We start from the raw sequence: 14,635 nt of genomic DNA on the forward strand, positions 1-14,635 counted from the left end.
CACAGGAAGTAACTGCAAACATGTCTGATAACGCGAAAGCTAAAGGCCGCAAACGTTCAATATTAATTCCGGTGTTACTAATTGTGACGCTGGCCGCTTGCAGCGTGGCAGGCTATGCAGTCTGGCGAATGATGAATAAACACGAGGGCGATAAGCCGGAAGTGGCGAAAGTAGAGCCACCACCAGCCCCCGTATTTTTTGCAATGGATACTTTTACGGTTAACCTGGTCAATCCCGACAATGATCCTGACCGTGTGCTGTACGTGGGCTTTACGCTGCGTCTGCCCGATGAGGATACCCGACGTCGGCTGAATGACTACCTACCGGAAGTGCGCAGCCGCCTGCTGTTGCTGCTCTCGCGTCAAAGCGCAGCCGCGCTGGCGACCGAGCAAGGCAAACAGGCTCTGGTTGATCAGATCAAACAGGTGCTGGCGCCGCCGCTGGTAAAAGGTCAACCTCCGCAGGTGGTCAGTGACGTGCTGTTTACCGCCTTCATTTTGAGGTGATTTAATGGGCGATAGCATTCTCTCCCAGGCTGAGATTGACGCGCTGCTCAATGGCGACAGTGACAGCGCGGAAGTAGAGAAGAGTTCCACCGGGGGCGATGGTGATATTCGCCCCTATGATCCCAATACCCAGCGACGCGTGGTACGTGAACGTCTGCAGGCGCTGGAGATCATCAATGAGCGTTTTGCCCGTCACTTTCGTATGGCGCTGTTTAACCTGTTGCGCCGCAGCCCGGATATTAGCGTTGGGGCGATCAAGATTCAGCCGTACCATGAGTTTGCCCGCAACCTGCCGGTGCCGACCAACCTGAACCTGATCCACCTGAAACCGCTGCGCGGCACCGCGCTGGTGGTGTTCTCGCCGAGTCTGGTGTTTATCGCCGTGGATAACCTGTTCGGTGGCGATGGCCGCTTCCCGACTAAAGTGGAAGGCCGCGAATTTACCCATACCGAGCAGCGCGTGATTCGCCGCATGCTGAAGCTGGCGCTGGAAGGCTACAGCGATGCCTGGAAAGCGATTTACCCGCTGGATGTGGAGTATGTCCGTTCTGAGATGCAGGTGAAGTTCACCAACATCACCACTTCCCCGAACGATATCGTGGTGAACACCCCGTTCCAGGTGGAGATTGGCAACCTGGTGGGTGAATTTAACATCTGTATTCCGTTTTCGATGATTGAGCCGCTGCGCGAGCTGCTGGTCAATCCCCCACTGGAGAACTCACGTCAGGAAGATAACCACTGGCGCGACAACCTGGTGAAACAGGTGCAGCACTCGGAGCTGGAGCTGATTGCCCACTTCGCGGATGTATCGCTGCGTCTGTCACGTATTTTACAACTGAAACCTGGTGACGTCCTGCCCATTGAGAAGCCGGATCGCATCATCGCACACGTAGATGGCGTACCGGTGCTCACCAGCCAGTACGGCACGTTAAACGGCCAGTATGCGCTGCGTGTCGAGCACCTGATTAACCCGATTTTGAATTCGCTGAATGAGGAACAGCCCAATGAGTGACAGCAAGAAACCGTCCGATGACGACATCTCCGCGGACGATCTGTGGGCTGCAGCAATGAATGAGCAGGCGGCAACCAGCGCGCCGGACCCCAGCGAAGCCGTATTTAAGTCGCTCGACGGTGGCGGTGCCAGCGGTTCATTGCAGGATATCGATCTGATCATGGATATCCCGGTCAAACTGACTGTGGAACTGGGTCGTACCAAAATGACCATCAAAGAGTTGCTGCGTCTGACACAGGGGTCGGTGGTGGCGCTGGACGGTCTGGCGGGTGAGCCGCTGGATATTCTGATCAATGGCTACCTGATTGCCCAGGGTGAAGTGGTGGTGGTGAACGACAAATATGGCGTACGCATCACCGATATCATCACCCCGTCTGAACGTATGCGTCGTCTGAGCCGCTAAGTATGTTGAAGAACGCGCAAACGGTACAACCTGCCAGCCACAGCCAACCGGTGGTTTCAGCCGGTTCGGTGATTGGCCAGGTCAGCAGCGTGCTGGCGGTGATTGTGTTACTGATCCTCGCCTGTGGCTGGCTGGCACGCCGCCTCGGTTTTGCCCCGAAAGCGGTGAGCGGACAGGCGCTAAAAGTCAGCGCCAGCGTGCAGGTTGGCCAACGCGAACGTGTGGTGATTGTCGATACCCATGATGCCCGTCTGGTGCTCGGCGTCACCGCACAGCAGATTACCCACCTGCACAGCCTGCCGCCGCTGGCACCGGAAGACCGTGAAGCGCCAACTGCACCGCAGGATTTTCGTCAGCTGTTACAGACTCTGGTTAAACGTCCCGGAAAACCCCAATGATGCGTCGCTTGCTTCCTCTTCTGCCGCTGTTATTGCTGGCACCGGTTGCCCATGCGCAACTGCCAGGCCTGGTGAGCCATCCGCTGGCAAATGGTGGCCAGAGTTGGTCGTTGCCGGTGCAGACGCTGGTTTTTATCACCTCACTGACCTTTATTCCGGCAGTGCTGCTGATGATGACCAGTTTCACCCGCATCATTATTGTGTTCGGATTGTTGCGCAACGCGCTCGGTACACCCTCTGCACCGCCAAACCAGGTGCTGGTGGGGCTGGCGTTATTTCTCACCTTCTTCATCATGGCACCGACTTTCGACAAGATTTATTCCGACGCCTATCTGCCATTCAGCCAGGACAAGATCAGCATGGATGTCGCTATTGATAAAGGCGCACAACCGTTGCGTGAGTTTATGCTGCGTCAGACACGTGAAGCGGATTTAGCCTTGTTTGCCCGTCTGGCAAACACGCCGCCGATTGAAGGACCAGAAGCGGTGCCAATGCGTATCCTGTTGCCCGCTTATGTCACCAGCGAGTTGAAAACGGCGTTCCAGATTGGTTTTACCGTATTCATCCCGTTCCTGATCATCGACCTGGTAGTCGCCAGCGTGCTGATGGCGCTGGGGATGATGATGGTGCCCCCCGCTACCATTTCACTGCCCTTCAAGCTGATGCTGTTCGTCCTGGTGGATGGCTGGCAGTTGCTGGTGGGCTCACTGGCGCAAAGTTTCTATTCCTGAGGAGCGCAACATGACACCCGAATCGGTAATGGTAATGGGGCAAGACGCAATGCGTGTTGCCTTGCTGATGGCAGCCCCGATGTTGTTGGTGGCGCTGGTCAGTGGCCTGATCATCAGCCTGTTGCAGGCAGCGACACAGGTCAACGAACAAACCCTGTCGTTTATTCCCAAGATTCTTGCCGTGGCGGCCACTGCCGTGATCGCCGGTCCGTGGATGCTCAACCTGATCCTGGATTACATGCGCACCCTGTTTAGCAACCTGCCTTATATCATCGGTTAATGATTAACCTCGACAGCAGCCAATTGGTCCATTGGGTCAGTCAGTTTTTCTGGCCGATGGTGCGTTTGCTGGCGTTGTTTGCCAGTGCCCCGGTGCTGAGTGAAAAAAGCATCCCGAACCGCGTCAAGATTGGTCTGGCGGTACTCACCACCTGGATTTTGATGCCGCTGCTGCCACAAGTTGAAGTCACCCTGTTTACTGCCGCCGGCTTCTGGTTGCTGCTGCAACAAATTCTGATTGGCGTCGGTCTGGGTCTGTCCATGCAGTTTGCCTTTGCGGCGGTACGTATGGCGGGCGAAGTGATTGGCTTGCAGATGGGGTTGTCGTTCGCCACCTTCTTTGACCCAGGTAGCCGTCTGAATATGCCGGTACTGGCACGTATTCTTGATATGCTGGCAATGCTGCTGTTCCTGACCTTCAACGGCCATCTGTGGCTGATATCGATGCTGGTCGACAGTTTCCACACCATGCCGATCAGCGATCACCCGCTAAATGCCAACGCATTTATGGCACTGGTCAAAGCCGCAGGATTAATTTTCCTTAATGGCATGATGTTAGCTCTGCCATTAATAGTTCTGCTCCTCACGCTCAATATGGCCCTGGGTTTGTTAAACCGTGTTACACCACAGTTATCAGTTTTCGTTGTTGGCTTCCCAATCACCTTAACTGTGGGGATCCTGAGTCTCGGTCTGATGATGCCTCTCCTTGCCCCTTTCTGTGAACATCTCTTCAGTGAAGTCTTTGATTTGCTCGCTCAGTTCCTGTCAGAACTCTCCCGCGCGGGATGATTAATGATTCTGTAGCCGTTCTTAAGTGATAGTTAAGCTTTCAAAATCTATTTGTGCATTTTTCGAACCATGTTTCTCAGAAATCAACTGAGGAAATTCTGATAAATACGCATTTCTGGTGAAAATTATTCTTATTAAACCGCGCTTCAAGTATTTTAGTCAGACGAATCCTACAGTGCCTAAGCGTGTGGATTCGTTGAGAAAATGCCCAAAATGTTGTTTTCAAACGAAAAAAATTTTGCAGCGATTTTTCTTGTAAGAAAACCTTTTTTCCGGCATTGTCAACACTCGCTGATACGTCACACTTTCGCATTTCAAATGTTTTTAAGATTTGTCCTATCAGATTTGTCCGTGACATGCGCGATAGTGACATGGCTCGCAAAAATGAGCGATTTAAGTACTTAAAGCAAATTCCCGGCGATTCCCACTATCGCGGGGACAAGAGTGACGTTGAAGCAACACAACAAACTTCGCAGAACGGATCAGGGAAGAGTCATGATGGCGCACGGGTTTACTCCGCCAGACTGCTGAGCAGAATAAAAAAGTGTCTTTGGAAATCTCTCTCGTACCGCAAACGCGTAATTCATCGTTGATTTAAACGGATAACAAATTGGTGAGGGTCGCTAACATGCCAACGATTATTATGGATTCATGCAACTACACACGCCTGGGATTATCGGACTATATGTCCGCAAAGGGAGTTAAAAAGAAAAATATTACTTCCGTGTCCGACATCGAGCAATTGCAGCAAAGGTGTGAACAACTTAAGCCCGGTGTCGTATTTATTAACGAAGAGTGCTTCATTCATGAATCCGATTCCAGCGATCGTATTCGCGGCGTCATCATGCAGCATCCTGACACCTTATTTTTCATCTTCATGGCGATATCAAATATCCATTTTGAGGAATATCTCTACGTTCGTAAGAACCTGATTATTACGTCAAAATCGATTAAAACATCGACCCTGGATTCCCTGCTTGGCACCTATCTGCAAAAGAAACTCAATGCAGCGCCACGAATTTCGGCTGGACTTGATATTCACCCTCTGACATTAAGCCAGACTGAATCAAATATGCTGAAAATGTGGATGTCAGGACATGACACCATTCAAATTTCAGACAAGATGCAAATTAAGGCGAAAACAGTTTCGTCACATAAAGGTAATATTAAGCGTAAAATCAAGACCCACAATAAACAGGTTATTTACCATGTTGTGCGTCTGACCGATAATGTTACTTCCGGGATCTATGTCAACGTGCGATAATTTCCCGCAGTAAAAATAAGGGCTAATCAGCAGATTGGCCCTTTTTTGTTTTTATCCATTTTGCGATGTAGATCCCACTCTGCTGGCTAAGCCTTTCCCCTTCCTTGCCGATGTTAGCTTCAGAACACCAACCTATATGAGAGCAAGGATATGAAAACAGCATCGATTGATGAGCAACATAAGCTCAGCATCTGGCAGAACCTGCGCCTGATGCCTCTTTTCAGCATGATCTTTGGTGGCATTCTGCTGCTTTTTGCCCTGTGCATTGGACTCGCCAGCTACTTTCTGATTCAAAGCAATAACTCGCTGAATGACGCCACGGATGAAATCCAGATTCGTATGGGGATCTCCAACAGCTCAAACCACCTGCGTACTGCACGTCTGAATGTGATTCAGTCCGGTGCAGCTGCGCGTATTGGCGAGATGGAGAGTTATCGTGCCGATCTGGCACGCACCGAGCAACGCATAGAACAGGCGCGTGCCGGATTCAAACTCTATATGAATCGCAAAACCAAAACCGCAGAAGACCTGGCGCTGGACGCGCCACTGACCGAACGCTTCAACGCTTATATTGATAAGGGTCTGAAGCCGATGATTGATTCTGCCAAACAAGGCAGTTTTGAAGGCATTATCGCACAGGAAACCGATGTCACCCGTAAGCTGGATGATGCGTATAACGAGGTGTTACTTAAGGCGATTAAAATCCGCACCACGCGTGCGGATGCCATCAATGCGGAAGCCGCGCACCAGTCTCGTATCGGCTTTATCGCCATGGCTGCCGCCTTTGCTGCGGCGTTGGTGTTGGTGTTGCTGACCTTCCTGTTCTTGCGTCGCGTGGTGATCAACCCACTGCGTCAGTCAGTAGCCCGTATTGAACGTATCGCCCAGGGCGATTTAACCGCTCCCGAGCAGGCATGGGGCAACAGTGAAATTGGTAGCCTGCTGCATAACCTGCAACTGATGCAGGCATCATTGGTGCGCACCGTTGGGGTCGTCCGTGAAGGTGCCGTGGCCATTTATCAGGGGTCGAGTGAGATCTCTGCCGGTAATACCGATCTCTCCTCCCGTACCGAACAGCAGGCTTCTGCACTGGAGCAAACCGCAGCCAGTATGGAGCAGCTGACCGCCACCGTTAAGCAGAATGCCGAAAACGCCCATCATGCCAGCCAACTGGCAGCCGATGCTTCAGGCAAAGCACGCAGCGGCGGAGAGCTGGTCGATGGCGTGGTGAAAACCATGAACAATATTTCTGGCAGCTCGAAAAAGATTGCTGAAATCACCAATGTCATCAACAGCATCGCTTTCCAGACCAATATTCTGGCGTTGAACGCCGCAGTGGAAGCTGCCCGGGCCGGTGAACAGGGACGTGGCTTTGCCGTGGTCGCCAGTGAGGTGCGTAGTCTGGCACAGCGCAGTGCCCAGGCGGCGAAAGAGATCGAATCCCTGATTGCAGAATCGGTCGATCTGATCAGCAATGGCTCTCATCAGGTTGGTGCCGCCGGTAACACCATGAGTGAAATTGTTGAGGCTGTACGGCGCGTCACGGACATTATGTCAGAAATTGCGGCGGCTTCAGATGAGCAGAGTCGTGGTATTCAGCAGGTGAGCCTGGCTGTCACCGAGATGGATAATGTAACGCAACAGAACGCCTCACTGGTAGAAGAAGCCTCTTCTGCGGCAGCATCGCTGGAAGATCAGGCGGGTAAACTCACGCAGGCAGTTGCTGCATTTCGTTTAAATGACAAACCCGGTTTGCTGGTCACGACGCCGGTTGTCCAACCGACGTTAAAGGCGCTGACGCCACGCGTGGCAACCATCAGCAATGATAACTGGGAAACGTTTTAAGATCAGTTTCATACCGTAGCGGCGCGATTTATCGCGCGGTCCCGTGCGTTCTGGCGGAAAAACCTGCGCGATAAATCGCGCCGCTACGTGTGTTACTCATTAATCCGCGGCATACGGCTCGACAAAGACCCCATCCGCATGATCGTTTTCATTAAAGAACCAGATACCCAGCGGATAATCCTCCAGCGCGACCAGATACATAATACCTTCGTTAAATGGCTCCACAGCCAGAATGGTGCCTGAACGACGTGGTCCGCCGTCTGTCTTTACCGTCACGCGGTCATTGACCTTCATTGAATACTCTCCAGAAATAATGCCTCGGACACAGTGTAACGGAAGAAAAGCGCAATCGTGTGATCGCGATCAGCCTTGTGTGATGGCTCAACCCCGACTGACGCTATGTCAGATGCAGTATTTTCACTTCCTTAACGTTTCATGGCGAGACTTTTGACGCGGCCTCCGCGTAGAATTTTTAGCACTGCACCAACCCCAAAGGCGCAGTCAACCTAAAAGTAACAAGGATTTTTGCCCGCGCAGCGCGGGCTTTTTTTTGCCCGTCATTCTTCTCCAGCCCGTTTTCCCCTGCCGTCTATACTATTCAGAACCCTTTCGCCTTTCAGGAGGCCTGATGATGGCAACAGCAAAAGAGTATAGCGATAACGTTCAGCGCGAAGTGAACATTGATGTTGATGCGTTGCTCCAGGCGATCCAGAAAAAAACCTCGGGAGAGGTTAAAGAATTTATGGAAGCCGAGCACGCCCATCGCGTTAAAGTCAATGGCGAATCTTACGACTCCTACATTGAACTGGCTGAAGCGTTTGAACTGGATATTCGTGATTTCAGCATCACGGAAGTTAATCGCTGAGATCAGGCAAAAAAATACCCGGCGGGATAGCCGGGTAAAGATAAAGCGTTAAATTCGTTACACCAGGAAAATCTCTAACACAGCAGCCAGATTACGCCTCAGTCTGAATAAGACAAGTGCCAGCACTTTCCAGAGGTGCAACTTATCATGCGTTTATCACCGTGCTTGTTACCGAGAACACCGCATGTATGCTGCTTTTTTTCTGCACCTCTTTCACCTATGCACAATCCTGCTGTCACCTTGTTTTAGGATTCTTCCTGGGTTACTTTCCCTTTGCAGTGCGAAAAACTGTGATCACGATTACGCTATTATACTGATTATTCCTCGCTTTACGGATGCCCCAGGGTGTAAGGAGTGTGAAGATGGTCAGCCTTGACCAACCGTTATTGATAGTCACCGACCTCGATGGTTCTCTGCTGGACCATCATGATTATCGTTGGGATGCCGCCAGCGAATGGTTGGAACGTCTGAAACAAAATCAGATTCCTCTGGTGATCTGTTCCAGCAAGACCGCTGCCGAAATTATCCCGCTACAGAAAAAGCTCGGCATCAGCGGCACACCTTTTATTGCTGAAAACGGCGCGCGTGTGGTTCTTGAAGCGGAACCAACACGCAGTGAAGGATCTGGGCAGGCGTACCTGGCACTTTGTCAGCAGTTAAAAAGCTTACAGGCACACTTTCGCTTCACCGGCTTTCACGATTTCAGCGACGTTGACGTGGCAAAGTTCACCGGCCTGACGCTGGTGGAAGCCAGTCAAAGTCGGCAGCGCGATGCCTCCGAAGTGATATTGTGGCGTGACGATGCCGCACGTCTGGATGCATTTCGTGTAGCACTACATCAACAGGGTCTGGCATTAACCCAGGGAGGACGTTTCTGGCATGTGATGCCCGAGGGATGCGGGAAAGGTCATGCACTACAAGTCCTGCAACAACATCTGGCTCAACGAGATGGCACAACCCGTACCACCATCGGCTTAGGCGATGGCCCCAATGATGTGCCAATGCTGGAACAGGTCGATTATGCCGTCGTGATTAAAGGTTTCAGTAAAACGCCGGTCATCCTGACACGCGATGATGATGAAAACGTCTACCACACTGCACACGTTGGCCCGGAGGGCTGGCGCGAAGGTTTGGATTATTTTCTTGCCCAACCCGATTAACGGGCCACACAGCTAATCAGAAGGATGAGGCGATGAGTGATTTTTACCAGAATGGGGTGATTACCAACTTTCATAATCTCACCCACCGCAGCGTTGAATCGCTGGAAAAAGAGATGGTGCGCTTTGCGCGCAAACGCAAAATGGGGCTGGTTTTACCATCGCTATTTTCCGAACTGGAAGGCCCAGCGCTGGATAACATTGTCAATGAACTGGCCAAAGTGCCGTATCTTGATGAAATTGTCATTGGTCTCGATCGCGCAGACCGCGACCAGTTTTTGTTTGCACGCGAGTTCTTTGCGCGCCTGCCGCAGCGCCATCGTATTTTGTGGAATGACGGGCCGCGTCTGAAGGCGCTGGATGCGGAACTGGACAAAGAAGGACTCTCGCCGAGCCAGCCGGGAAAAGGACGGAACGTTTGGTTCTGTACCGGCTACACGCTGGCCTCGGATCGCACCAGTTGCGTCGCGCTGCACGATTGCGACATCGTCACCTATGAACGTAGCATGCTGGCGCGTTTGCTCTATCCGCTGGCGAATCCGGCTTTTCAGTATGAATTCTGCAAAGGGTTTTATGCGCGAGTGGCAGGCGGCAAACTGAATGGTCGTGTTGGGCGGTTGTTGGTGGGGCCGCTGCTGCGTTCACTACAAAAAGTCTATGGTCACTCGGAGTATCTCGACTATCTCGCCAGCTTCCGCTACCCGTTGTCCGGGGAGTTTGCCATGCGCACTCACGTGCTGAACAATATTAAGATTCCCGGCGACTGGGGGTTAGAAATTGGGGTGCTGTCGGAGATTTATCGCAACTACACCACACGGCAAAGCTGCCAGGTGGAGATTGCCGATAACTATGATCATAAGCACCAGCCCCTGGCTGAAGAAGATGGCACCGGTGGTCTTAAACGCATGAGCAACGACATCGTGCAATCGCTGCTACGGAAACTGGCAACGATGGGCGTACCACTAACCAGTGATTCATTCCGGGTACTGAAAGCCACCTATTATCGCAACGCGCTGGATATGATGGAGATCTACAACCACGAAGCCACCATGAATGGCCTCAAGTTCGACCAACATATCGAAGAGGCGGCAGTGGAGATGTTCACTCAGGCGATCCTTGACGCCGGTCAGGCGTTTATTGAACGCCCGAATGATAAACCCTTTATCCCCAGCTGGAGCCGAGTGCAATCCGCTTTTCCGGATATCCTGCAACGGATTTATCAGGCGGTCGAAGAGGATAACGACGGCAAGGTTTAATCCGCGCTGCACACGCGATTACGGCCGTGGGTTTTCGCCAGATAGAGACGGCTATCGGCTTTAGCCTGCAAGCTCTCGGCGTCGTAATCGCCCTGCTCCTCACTGCTGGTGACACCGGCAGATAGCGTGATGTTAAAAGTGGTACTGGCGTTCACCAGAATGGTTTTGGCAGCCAGGCGCGCACGGATGCGCTCCGCGACGGCGCTGGCTTCAATCAACGTGGTTTCCGGCAGCACAATACAGAACTCCTCCCCGCCAATGCGCCCCGCCACATCGTATTTACGCAGCGTATGACTGATGACGCTGGCGACACGGATCAACGCCTGATCGCCAGCATGATGTCCCCAGGTATCATTGACCTTCTTAAAATGATCGACATCCAGTTGAATAACCGACAGTGGCCGCTGCAACTGCTGACAATGGGTTGCCTGTGCAACAAATTGCTCAAAGAAGGCACTGCGATTAAGGAGTCGTGTTAACCCATCATAGTTGGCTCGCCAGGTAAGTTTTGCCGAAAGGTCATCCATACGCCGTACCAGACGGAAGATAATCTGATGTGCCACCAGCAACATCAGCACAAATAGCATCCACATGCCAAACAGGAATAATGAGACGCGACCCAGTTCCTGCTTCATTCCTTGCTTCAGGGTTTGGACGTTAATGATGTAACCATCGACATTTTTTAGTTTGCTCCAACTGGCAAACTGGGTGCCCAGTCGCAATATCCCGCTCGGTTTCTGTCGCATACGTTCCAGGAGTTCATTACGTTCTGCCGTATCAAGCGGCTCTTCGTTGGGTGCGTGTAAGCGGGTAACTTCATTCAACTTACGATCGAGAAAAACCAGGTTGCCCTGCAACAGGCTATGGCGCGATTCTGTCATCAGGTCACGGATTCGTGCCTGTGGGAAATCCATTGATAGTACGCCATACCAGTAGCCATTACTGATAATAGGGGTGCTGAGCGTAATCATCAGACCTTCATCGAATAATCCCTGATAGCCACTGGTCCAGCGCAGTCGTAACTGAGGATTTTGTAGCGGGTCCAGCGCACGAAAATAGGCACGCTGAACCATAGTGGCATAACTCAGTTCCAGCTCTTGCGGGCTTTGCGGCGGGCGTGAACTGATATAAAACCCGGCACGCGAGATGTACCAAAACCGTGAATAAAAATCCTGGTCGGGATCACTGAACTGCATAATAAAACTGAATTCCAGCGCCGCGCGGATTTCCTGATCTATGCGTGCCGGATCACGCTGCAACAACGGGTCACGCTTCAACCACGCATCACTGACACCGTTGAGTGGCATACTGCGCGGGCTATTCAACTGTAACTGCCACTGTGGTTGCTGACGCAAATCCTTAAAACGGATGACAGCTTCACGCGCGTTGTCTGAATCAAGCGGGTGTGCCAGGGCATAACTGAGCATTTTATCGTAGTAAACCAGCTCATCCACACTTTCCTGGAACTGACTGTCGAGGTTTTTTTGTATTTCCGCCAGTTGCGCACGTTGGCGATCTTCGTAATTGGTTTTGAGTTCAAGCGCTTCATGTACCGTCAGAAACGCTGAGAAAAGGAAAACCGCAATAAAACACAGATGAACAGGTAAAAAGGGATTGCCCGACTGCCGGGGAAGTGGCGATTGTGCCATCAGCAACCATGCTCCGGAAAAAGGCGAATGAAAACAGTGTAGTCAGCAGGGGAAAAATCGTACAGCGAGGGATCAGTAGCAGCGCGATTTATCACGCGACGTTTTCCTGCATCGAGCACGGAAATGCGCGATAAATCGCGCCGCTACGAATTCATGCAAAATAACCCAGCACTTAGCTGGCTAGTTGACGCGCAGCAGATAAGTGACAAAGTTCGTCACTATGGAACGCCTCACGGCGCACGCTGTAGCCATCATACCAACGACACTCTACCATTCCGCTGGCATAGCCGGTCACCACCATAGTGGGTCCGCCCTGTTTATGCTGAACTTCGTCACTGATCGCAAAGGTCATACACGCCCTCCCTTCTACCCGTTGAATGAACTTCATCAGGTATAGCAGGTGCGCGGGGTTTTTGCCTATAAGAGATTGTGATTATTACTGCAATTTAGGAATAAGCAGTTAAATATGCGGAAAATAAAAAAAGCGGATAAAAATTATTATCCGCTTTGAAATGCTTTCCCGGGTGGGAAAATCAGATTTTACAACCTTCGCAATCGGCTTCGTCGCTCAAATCGGTCGGGACTTCACGTGCTTTCTCCGCCGCTTTCGCTTCAGCCTGTTCCAGCTGTGCATCGATATCAAATTCAAACATATCGTCGTTCATCATCGTTCTCCTGACCCGTGATTAGAAATTTCCAGCGCTTTATAGTCTTTATCCACGTACTTTGGCAATCAGATTCACTACCAACAGCACGATCGACCCAATCAAAAAACCCAGCACCAGGTTAGCACCGTTGCTTAACAGCGCCGAGACCAGTGGATTAAAGCCACCACTGTACTCCTCAATCGCGTGATGCAACGGCGTAATCCCGTGTATAACAATGCCGCCGCCCACCAGGAACATCGCCACAGTGCCAACCACCGACAGGATTTTCATCAGTATCGGTGCGGCCGCCAGTAACAAACTCCCCACGGCCTGCGCCAGAGTGGTGGATTTCTCCCGCAGCCAGTAACCAAGATCGTCAATTTTCACAATCCCGGCGACGATGCCGTAGACCCCCACCGTCACCAGAATGGCAATGCCCGCCAGCACCATCACCTGATTGAGCAACGGTGCTTCCGAGACAATACCCAGCGTGATAGCCACAATTTCAGCTGAAAGGATAAAATCGGTGCGCACTGCACCTTTCACTTTATCCTTCTCAAATTTCTGCGGATCTTGCTGCGCCAGTTGCTCAAGGCGTTGCTGACGTGCTTCCGGGCTTTGCTCGGCTTTATCATGGTTCAGGCTGTGTAACACCTTCTCCACGCCCTCATAGCAGAGGTACGCACCGCCAATCATCAGCAGCGGCGTAATCAGCCACGGGGCAAACGCCGAGATCAGCAATGCCAACGGCACAAGGATCAATTTGTTGATAAAGGAGCCTTTCGCCACCGCCCAGACCACTGGCAATTCGCGATTAGCTTTCACGCCGGTGACCTGTTGCGCATTCAATGACAGATCGTCACCCAATACTCCGGCGGTTTTTTTTGCGGCCACTTTGCCCATTACCGAGATGTCATCAAGCAAGGTAGCAATATCATCCAGAAGCGTCAGTAAGCTGGTTCCAGCCAAAATGTTTTCCTTATTCGGGTTCGTTATCCTGACAACAGGGGCAACGCTCAACCGCCGTCACTGACATATCGGCGATGCCCGCACAATCCCACTCGACACGCAACGGTTGCCCCGCCGCATCCCCGGTATGCAAATATTTGCTCACCGGACTTTCCGTCATACCGGTAATCTCTTCGGTGGCGATCAGTGTATCGCCCAGATAGACACGGGCGGTGGCATGGGTGTTGACCATCCGTTCATCACGAAGTTGGTACAGGCGTTTGACCGTCAGTTTAATGCTGCTCATGGCTATGTTCCGCGTCCCAGAGAAAGGAGAGATCTAAACTGTTATAGCGAGTAAAAGCAACAATCTGCCTTATCCGCCACGATAATGATGCAAACCTGCATGATCAATTTCACCACTGTGACTGGCAGCCAGTAGCCACTCCTCCAACCGTTCAATCAGCGCCTCATCCTCCAGACGCAGCTTGCCGCGCAAAGCGCATTCCCAGACGATCAGCACCTTCCAGCCGCTCTCCTGTAACTGCTGAATGTAGCGCTGGTCACGTTCCACGTTACTGTTAATTTTACCGGCCCAGAATTCGGTACGCGTAGCGGGCATTTTGAACAGATAGCAGTGATGGCGATGCCAGAAGCAGCCATGGACAAAAATAATCGCCTGTTGACCAGGAACCACAAAATCTGGCCTACCGGCTAACGCTTTATCCTGCACCCGATAGGCAAAGCCACGGTCTTTTAATATCAAGGCGATACGCTGTTCAATCGCAGTGTCCTGAGTACGAATCGCACGCATATTCTTGCTACGCACATCACGGGAGTGGACGTCGGCCATAATCTTTCCTTTTTCTTGTGGCTCCTTCAACTT

General features: G+C 51.8%; 19 protein-coding genes. 12 read left to right on the plus strand and 7 right to left on the minus strand.

Annotation, left to right across the window (positions count from 1 at the left end; genetic code table 11):
• The first annotated feature begins 20 nt into the window (after positions 1-20).
• The 9 genes from fliL to AC6I8W_RS12790 all read left to right on the plus strand — a co-directional run bounded on the left by fliL (position 21) and on the right by AC6I8W_RS12790 (position 7,227).
• A complete protein-coding gene (gene fliL, locus AC6I8W_RS12750; protein ID WP_013509552.1) occupies positions 21-506 on the plus strand; it encodes a flagellar basal body-associated protein FliL in 486 nt (161 codons plus the stop codon).
• A 4-nt stretch (positions 507-510) separates the two neighbouring features.
• Positions 511-1,518 (plus strand): flagellar motor switch protein FliM, encoded by a 1,008-nt coding sequence (fliM, locus tag AC6I8W_RS12755; RefSeq protein WP_013509553.1) that lies wholly within the window; start codon positions 511-513, stop codon positions 1,516-1,518.
• Positions 1,511-1,921, plus strand: a complete 411-nt coding sequence (gene fliN, locus AC6I8W_RS12760; RefSeq protein ID WP_497835306.1) for a flagellar motor switch protein FliN — start codon at positions 1,511-1,513, stop codon at positions 1,919-1,921. The genes fliM and fliN overlap by 8 nt, the downstream gene beginning before the upstream one ends.
• 2 nt (positions 1,922-1,923) lie before the next feature.
• Positions 1,924-2,319: a flagellar biosynthetic protein FliO gene (gene fliO / locus AC6I8W_RS12765; protein WP_497835307.1), complete on the plus strand. Its 396-nt coding sequence runs from the start codon at positions 1,924-1,926 to the stop codon at positions 2,317-2,319.
• Positions 2,319-3,050: a flagellar type III secretion system pore protein FliP gene (fliP, locus tag AC6I8W_RS12770; protein ID WP_036625087.1), complete on the plus strand. Its 732-nt coding sequence runs from the start codon at positions 2,319-2,321 to the stop codon at positions 3,048-3,050. Before fliO ends, fliP begins: the two co-directional genes overlap by 1 nt.
• A gap of 10 nt (positions 3,051-3,060) precedes the next feature.
• Positions 3,061-3,330 (plus strand): flagellar biosynthesis protein FliQ, encoded by a 270-nt coding sequence (gene fliQ / locus AC6I8W_RS12775; protein ID WP_480364269.1) that lies wholly within the window; start codon positions 3,061-3,063, stop codon positions 3,328-3,330.
• Positions 3,330-4,118 carry a flagellar biosynthetic protein FliR gene (gene fliR, locus AC6I8W_RS12780; RefSeq protein ID WP_497835308.1) on the plus strand — a complete coding sequence of 263 codons (789 nt, stop codon included), beginning with the start codon at positions 3,330-3,332 and terminating at the stop codon, positions 4,116-4,118. The genes fliQ and fliR overlap by 1 nt, the downstream gene beginning before the upstream one ends.
• Before the next feature lie 628 nt (positions 4,119-4,746).
• On the plus strand, positions 4,747-5,382 hold the full coding sequence (gene rcsA / locus AC6I8W_RS12785) for a transcriptional regulator RcsA (protein ID WP_480364272.1): 636 nt from the start codon (positions 4,747-4,749) through the stop codon (positions 5,380-5,382).
• Between the two features lie 150 nt (positions 5,383-5,532).
• On the plus strand, positions 5,533-7,227 hold the full coding sequence (locus AC6I8W_RS12790) for a methyl-accepting chemotaxis protein (protein ID WP_497835309.1): 1,695 nt from the start codon (positions 5,533-5,535) through the stop codon (positions 7,225-7,227).
• Between the two features lie 99 nt (positions 7,228-7,326).
• On the opposite strand, the gene dsrB is transcribed toward AC6I8W_RS12790, so the two are convergent.
• Positions 7,327-7,521 carry a protein DsrB gene (gene dsrB / locus AC6I8W_RS12795; RefSeq protein ID WP_497835310.1) on the minus strand — a complete coding sequence of 65 codons (195 nt, stop codon included), beginning with the start codon at positions 7,519-7,521 and terminating at the stop codon, positions 7,327-7,329.
• Between the two features lie 337 nt (positions 7,522-7,858).
• On the opposite strand from dsrB, the gene yodD reads away from it, so the two are divergent.
• From yodD to AC6I8W_RS12810, 3 genes are all read left to right on the plus strand, one after another.
• The gene (gene yodD / locus AC6I8W_RS12800) at positions 7,859-8,092 is read left to right on the plus strand and encodes a YodD family peroxide/acid resistance protein (protein WP_497838183.1); all 234 of its coding nucleotides are present in this window, start codon (positions 7,859-7,861) and stop codon (positions 8,090-8,092) included.
• Positions 8,093-8,454: 362 nt separating this feature from the next.
• Positions 8,455-9,252, plus strand: coding sequence for a mannosyl-3-phosphoglycerate phosphatase-related protein (locus tag AC6I8W_RS12805; protein ID WP_497835311.1), 798 nt, complete (start codon positions 8,455-8,457; stop codon positions 9,250-9,252).
• A gap of 32 nt (positions 9,253-9,284) precedes the next feature.
• Complete coding sequence (locus AC6I8W_RS12810; RefSeq protein WP_497835312.1) at positions 9,285-10,505, plus strand: glycosyltransferase family protein; 1,221 nt, start codon at positions 9,285-9,287, stop codon at positions 10,503-10,505.
• Here AC6I8W_RS12810 and dgcQ read toward each other — a convergent pair.
• From dgcQ to AC6I8W_RS12840, 6 genes are all read right to left on the minus strand, one after another.
• Positions 10,502-12,154 carry a cellulose biosynthesis regulator diguanylate cyclase DgcQ gene (dgcQ, locus tag AC6I8W_RS12815; RefSeq protein WP_497835313.1) on the minus strand — a complete coding sequence of 551 codons (1,653 nt, stop codon included), beginning with the start codon at positions 12,152-12,154 and terminating at the stop codon, positions 10,502-10,504. The two genes, AC6I8W_RS12810 and dgcQ, sit on opposite strands and share 4 nt — an antisense overlap.
• A 172-nt stretch (positions 12,155-12,326) precedes the next feature.
• Entirely contained in the window at positions 12,327-12,506 is a 180-nt protein-coding gene (locus AC6I8W_RS12820; RefSeq protein WP_021182850.1) for a YodC family protein, read from the minus strand.
• 181 nt (positions 12,507-12,687) lie between these two features.
• Positions 12,688-12,822 carry a hypothetical protein gene (locus tag AC6I8W_RS12825; RefSeq protein WP_021182849.1) on the minus strand — a complete coding sequence of 45 codons (135 nt, stop codon included), beginning with the start codon at positions 12,820-12,822 and terminating at the stop codon, positions 12,688-12,690.
• Positions 12,823-12,867: 45 nt separating this feature from the next.
• Positions 12,868-13,770, minus strand: a complete 903-nt coding sequence (locus tag AC6I8W_RS12830) for a DUF808 domain-containing protein (protein WP_497835314.1) — start codon at positions 13,768-13,770, stop codon at positions 12,868-12,870.
• A 10-nt stretch (positions 13,771-13,780) separates the two neighbouring features.
• Positions 13,781-14,056, minus strand: coding sequence for a hypothetical protein (locus tag AC6I8W_RS12835; RefSeq protein WP_497835315.1), 276 nt, complete (start codon positions 14,054-14,056; stop codon positions 13,781-13,783).
• Positions 14,057-14,125: 69 nt separating this feature from the next.
• Positions 14,126-14,602, minus strand: coding sequence for a very short patch repair endonuclease (locus AC6I8W_RS12840; RefSeq protein ID WP_497835316.1), 477 nt, complete (start codon positions 14,600-14,602; stop codon positions 14,126-14,128).
• Positions 14,603-14,635 lie beyond the last annotated feature (33 nt).

The organism is Pantoea sp. X-Soil-TKNS-1211 (assembly GCF_059730495.1).

Coding starts and splice junctions, on each gene's coding strand:
- fliL (WP_013509552.1), top strand. CDS start 21: ATGTCTGATAACGCGAAAGCTAAAGGCCGCAAACGTTCAATATTAATT.
- fliM (WP_013509553.1), top strand. CDS start 511: ATGGGCGATAGCATTCTCTCCCAGGCTGAGATTGACGCGCTGCTCAAT.
- fliN (WP_497835306.1), top strand. CDS start 1,511: ATGAGTGACAGCAAGAAACCGTCCGATGACGACATCTCCGCGGACGAT.
- fliO (WP_497835307.1), top strand. CDS start 1,924: ATGTTGAAGAACGCGCAAACGGTACAACCTGCCAGCCACAGCCAACCG.
- fliP (WP_036625087.1), top strand. CDS start 2,319: ATGCGTCGCTTGCTTCCTCTTCTGCCGCTGTTATTGCTGGCACCGGTT.
- fliQ (WP_480364269.1), top strand. CDS start 3,061: ATGACACCCGAATCGGTAATGGTAATGGGGCAAGACGCAATGCGTGTT.
- fliR (WP_497835308.1), top strand. CDS start 3,330: ATGATTAACCTCGACAGCAGCCAATTGGTCCATTGGGTCAGTCAGTTT.
- rcsA (WP_480364272.1), top strand. CDS start 4,747: ATGCCAACGATTATTATGGATTCATGCAACTACACACGCCTGGGATTA.
- AC6I8W_RS12790 (WP_497835309.1), top strand. CDS start 5,533: ATGAAAACAGCATCGATTGATGAGCAACATAAGCTCAGCATCTGGCAG.
- dsrB (WP_497835310.1), bottom strand. CDS start 7,521: ATGAAGGTCAATGACCGCGTGACGGTAAAGACAGACGGCGGACCACGT.
- yodD (WP_497838183.1), top strand. CDS start 7,859: ATGGCAACAGCAAAAGAGTATAGCGATAACGTTCAGCGCGAAGTGAAC.
- AC6I8W_RS12805 (WP_497835311.1), top strand. CDS start 8,455: ATGGTCAGCCTTGACCAACCGTTATTGATAGTCACCGACCTCGATGGT.
- AC6I8W_RS12810 (WP_497835312.1), top strand. CDS start 9,285: ATGAGTGATTTTTACCAGAATGGGGTGATTACCAACTTTCATAATCTC.
- dgcQ (WP_497835313.1), bottom strand. CDS start 12,154: ATGGCACAATCGCCACTTCCCCGGCAGTCGGGCAATCCCTTTTTACCT.
- AC6I8W_RS12820 (WP_021182850.1), bottom strand. CDS start 12,506: ATGACCTTTGCGATCAGTGACGAAGTTCAGCATAAACAGGGCGGACCC.
- AC6I8W_RS12825 (WP_021182849.1), bottom strand. CDS start 12,822: ATGATGAACGACGATATGTTTGAATTTGATATCGATGCACAGCTGGAA.
- AC6I8W_RS12835 (WP_497835315.1), bottom strand. CDS start 14,056: ATGAGCAGCATTAAACTGACGGTCAAACGCCTGTACCAACTTCGTGAT.
- AC6I8W_RS12840 (WP_497835316.1), bottom strand. CDS start 14,602: ATGGCCGACGTCCACTCCCGTGATGTGCGTAGCAAGAATATGCGTGCG.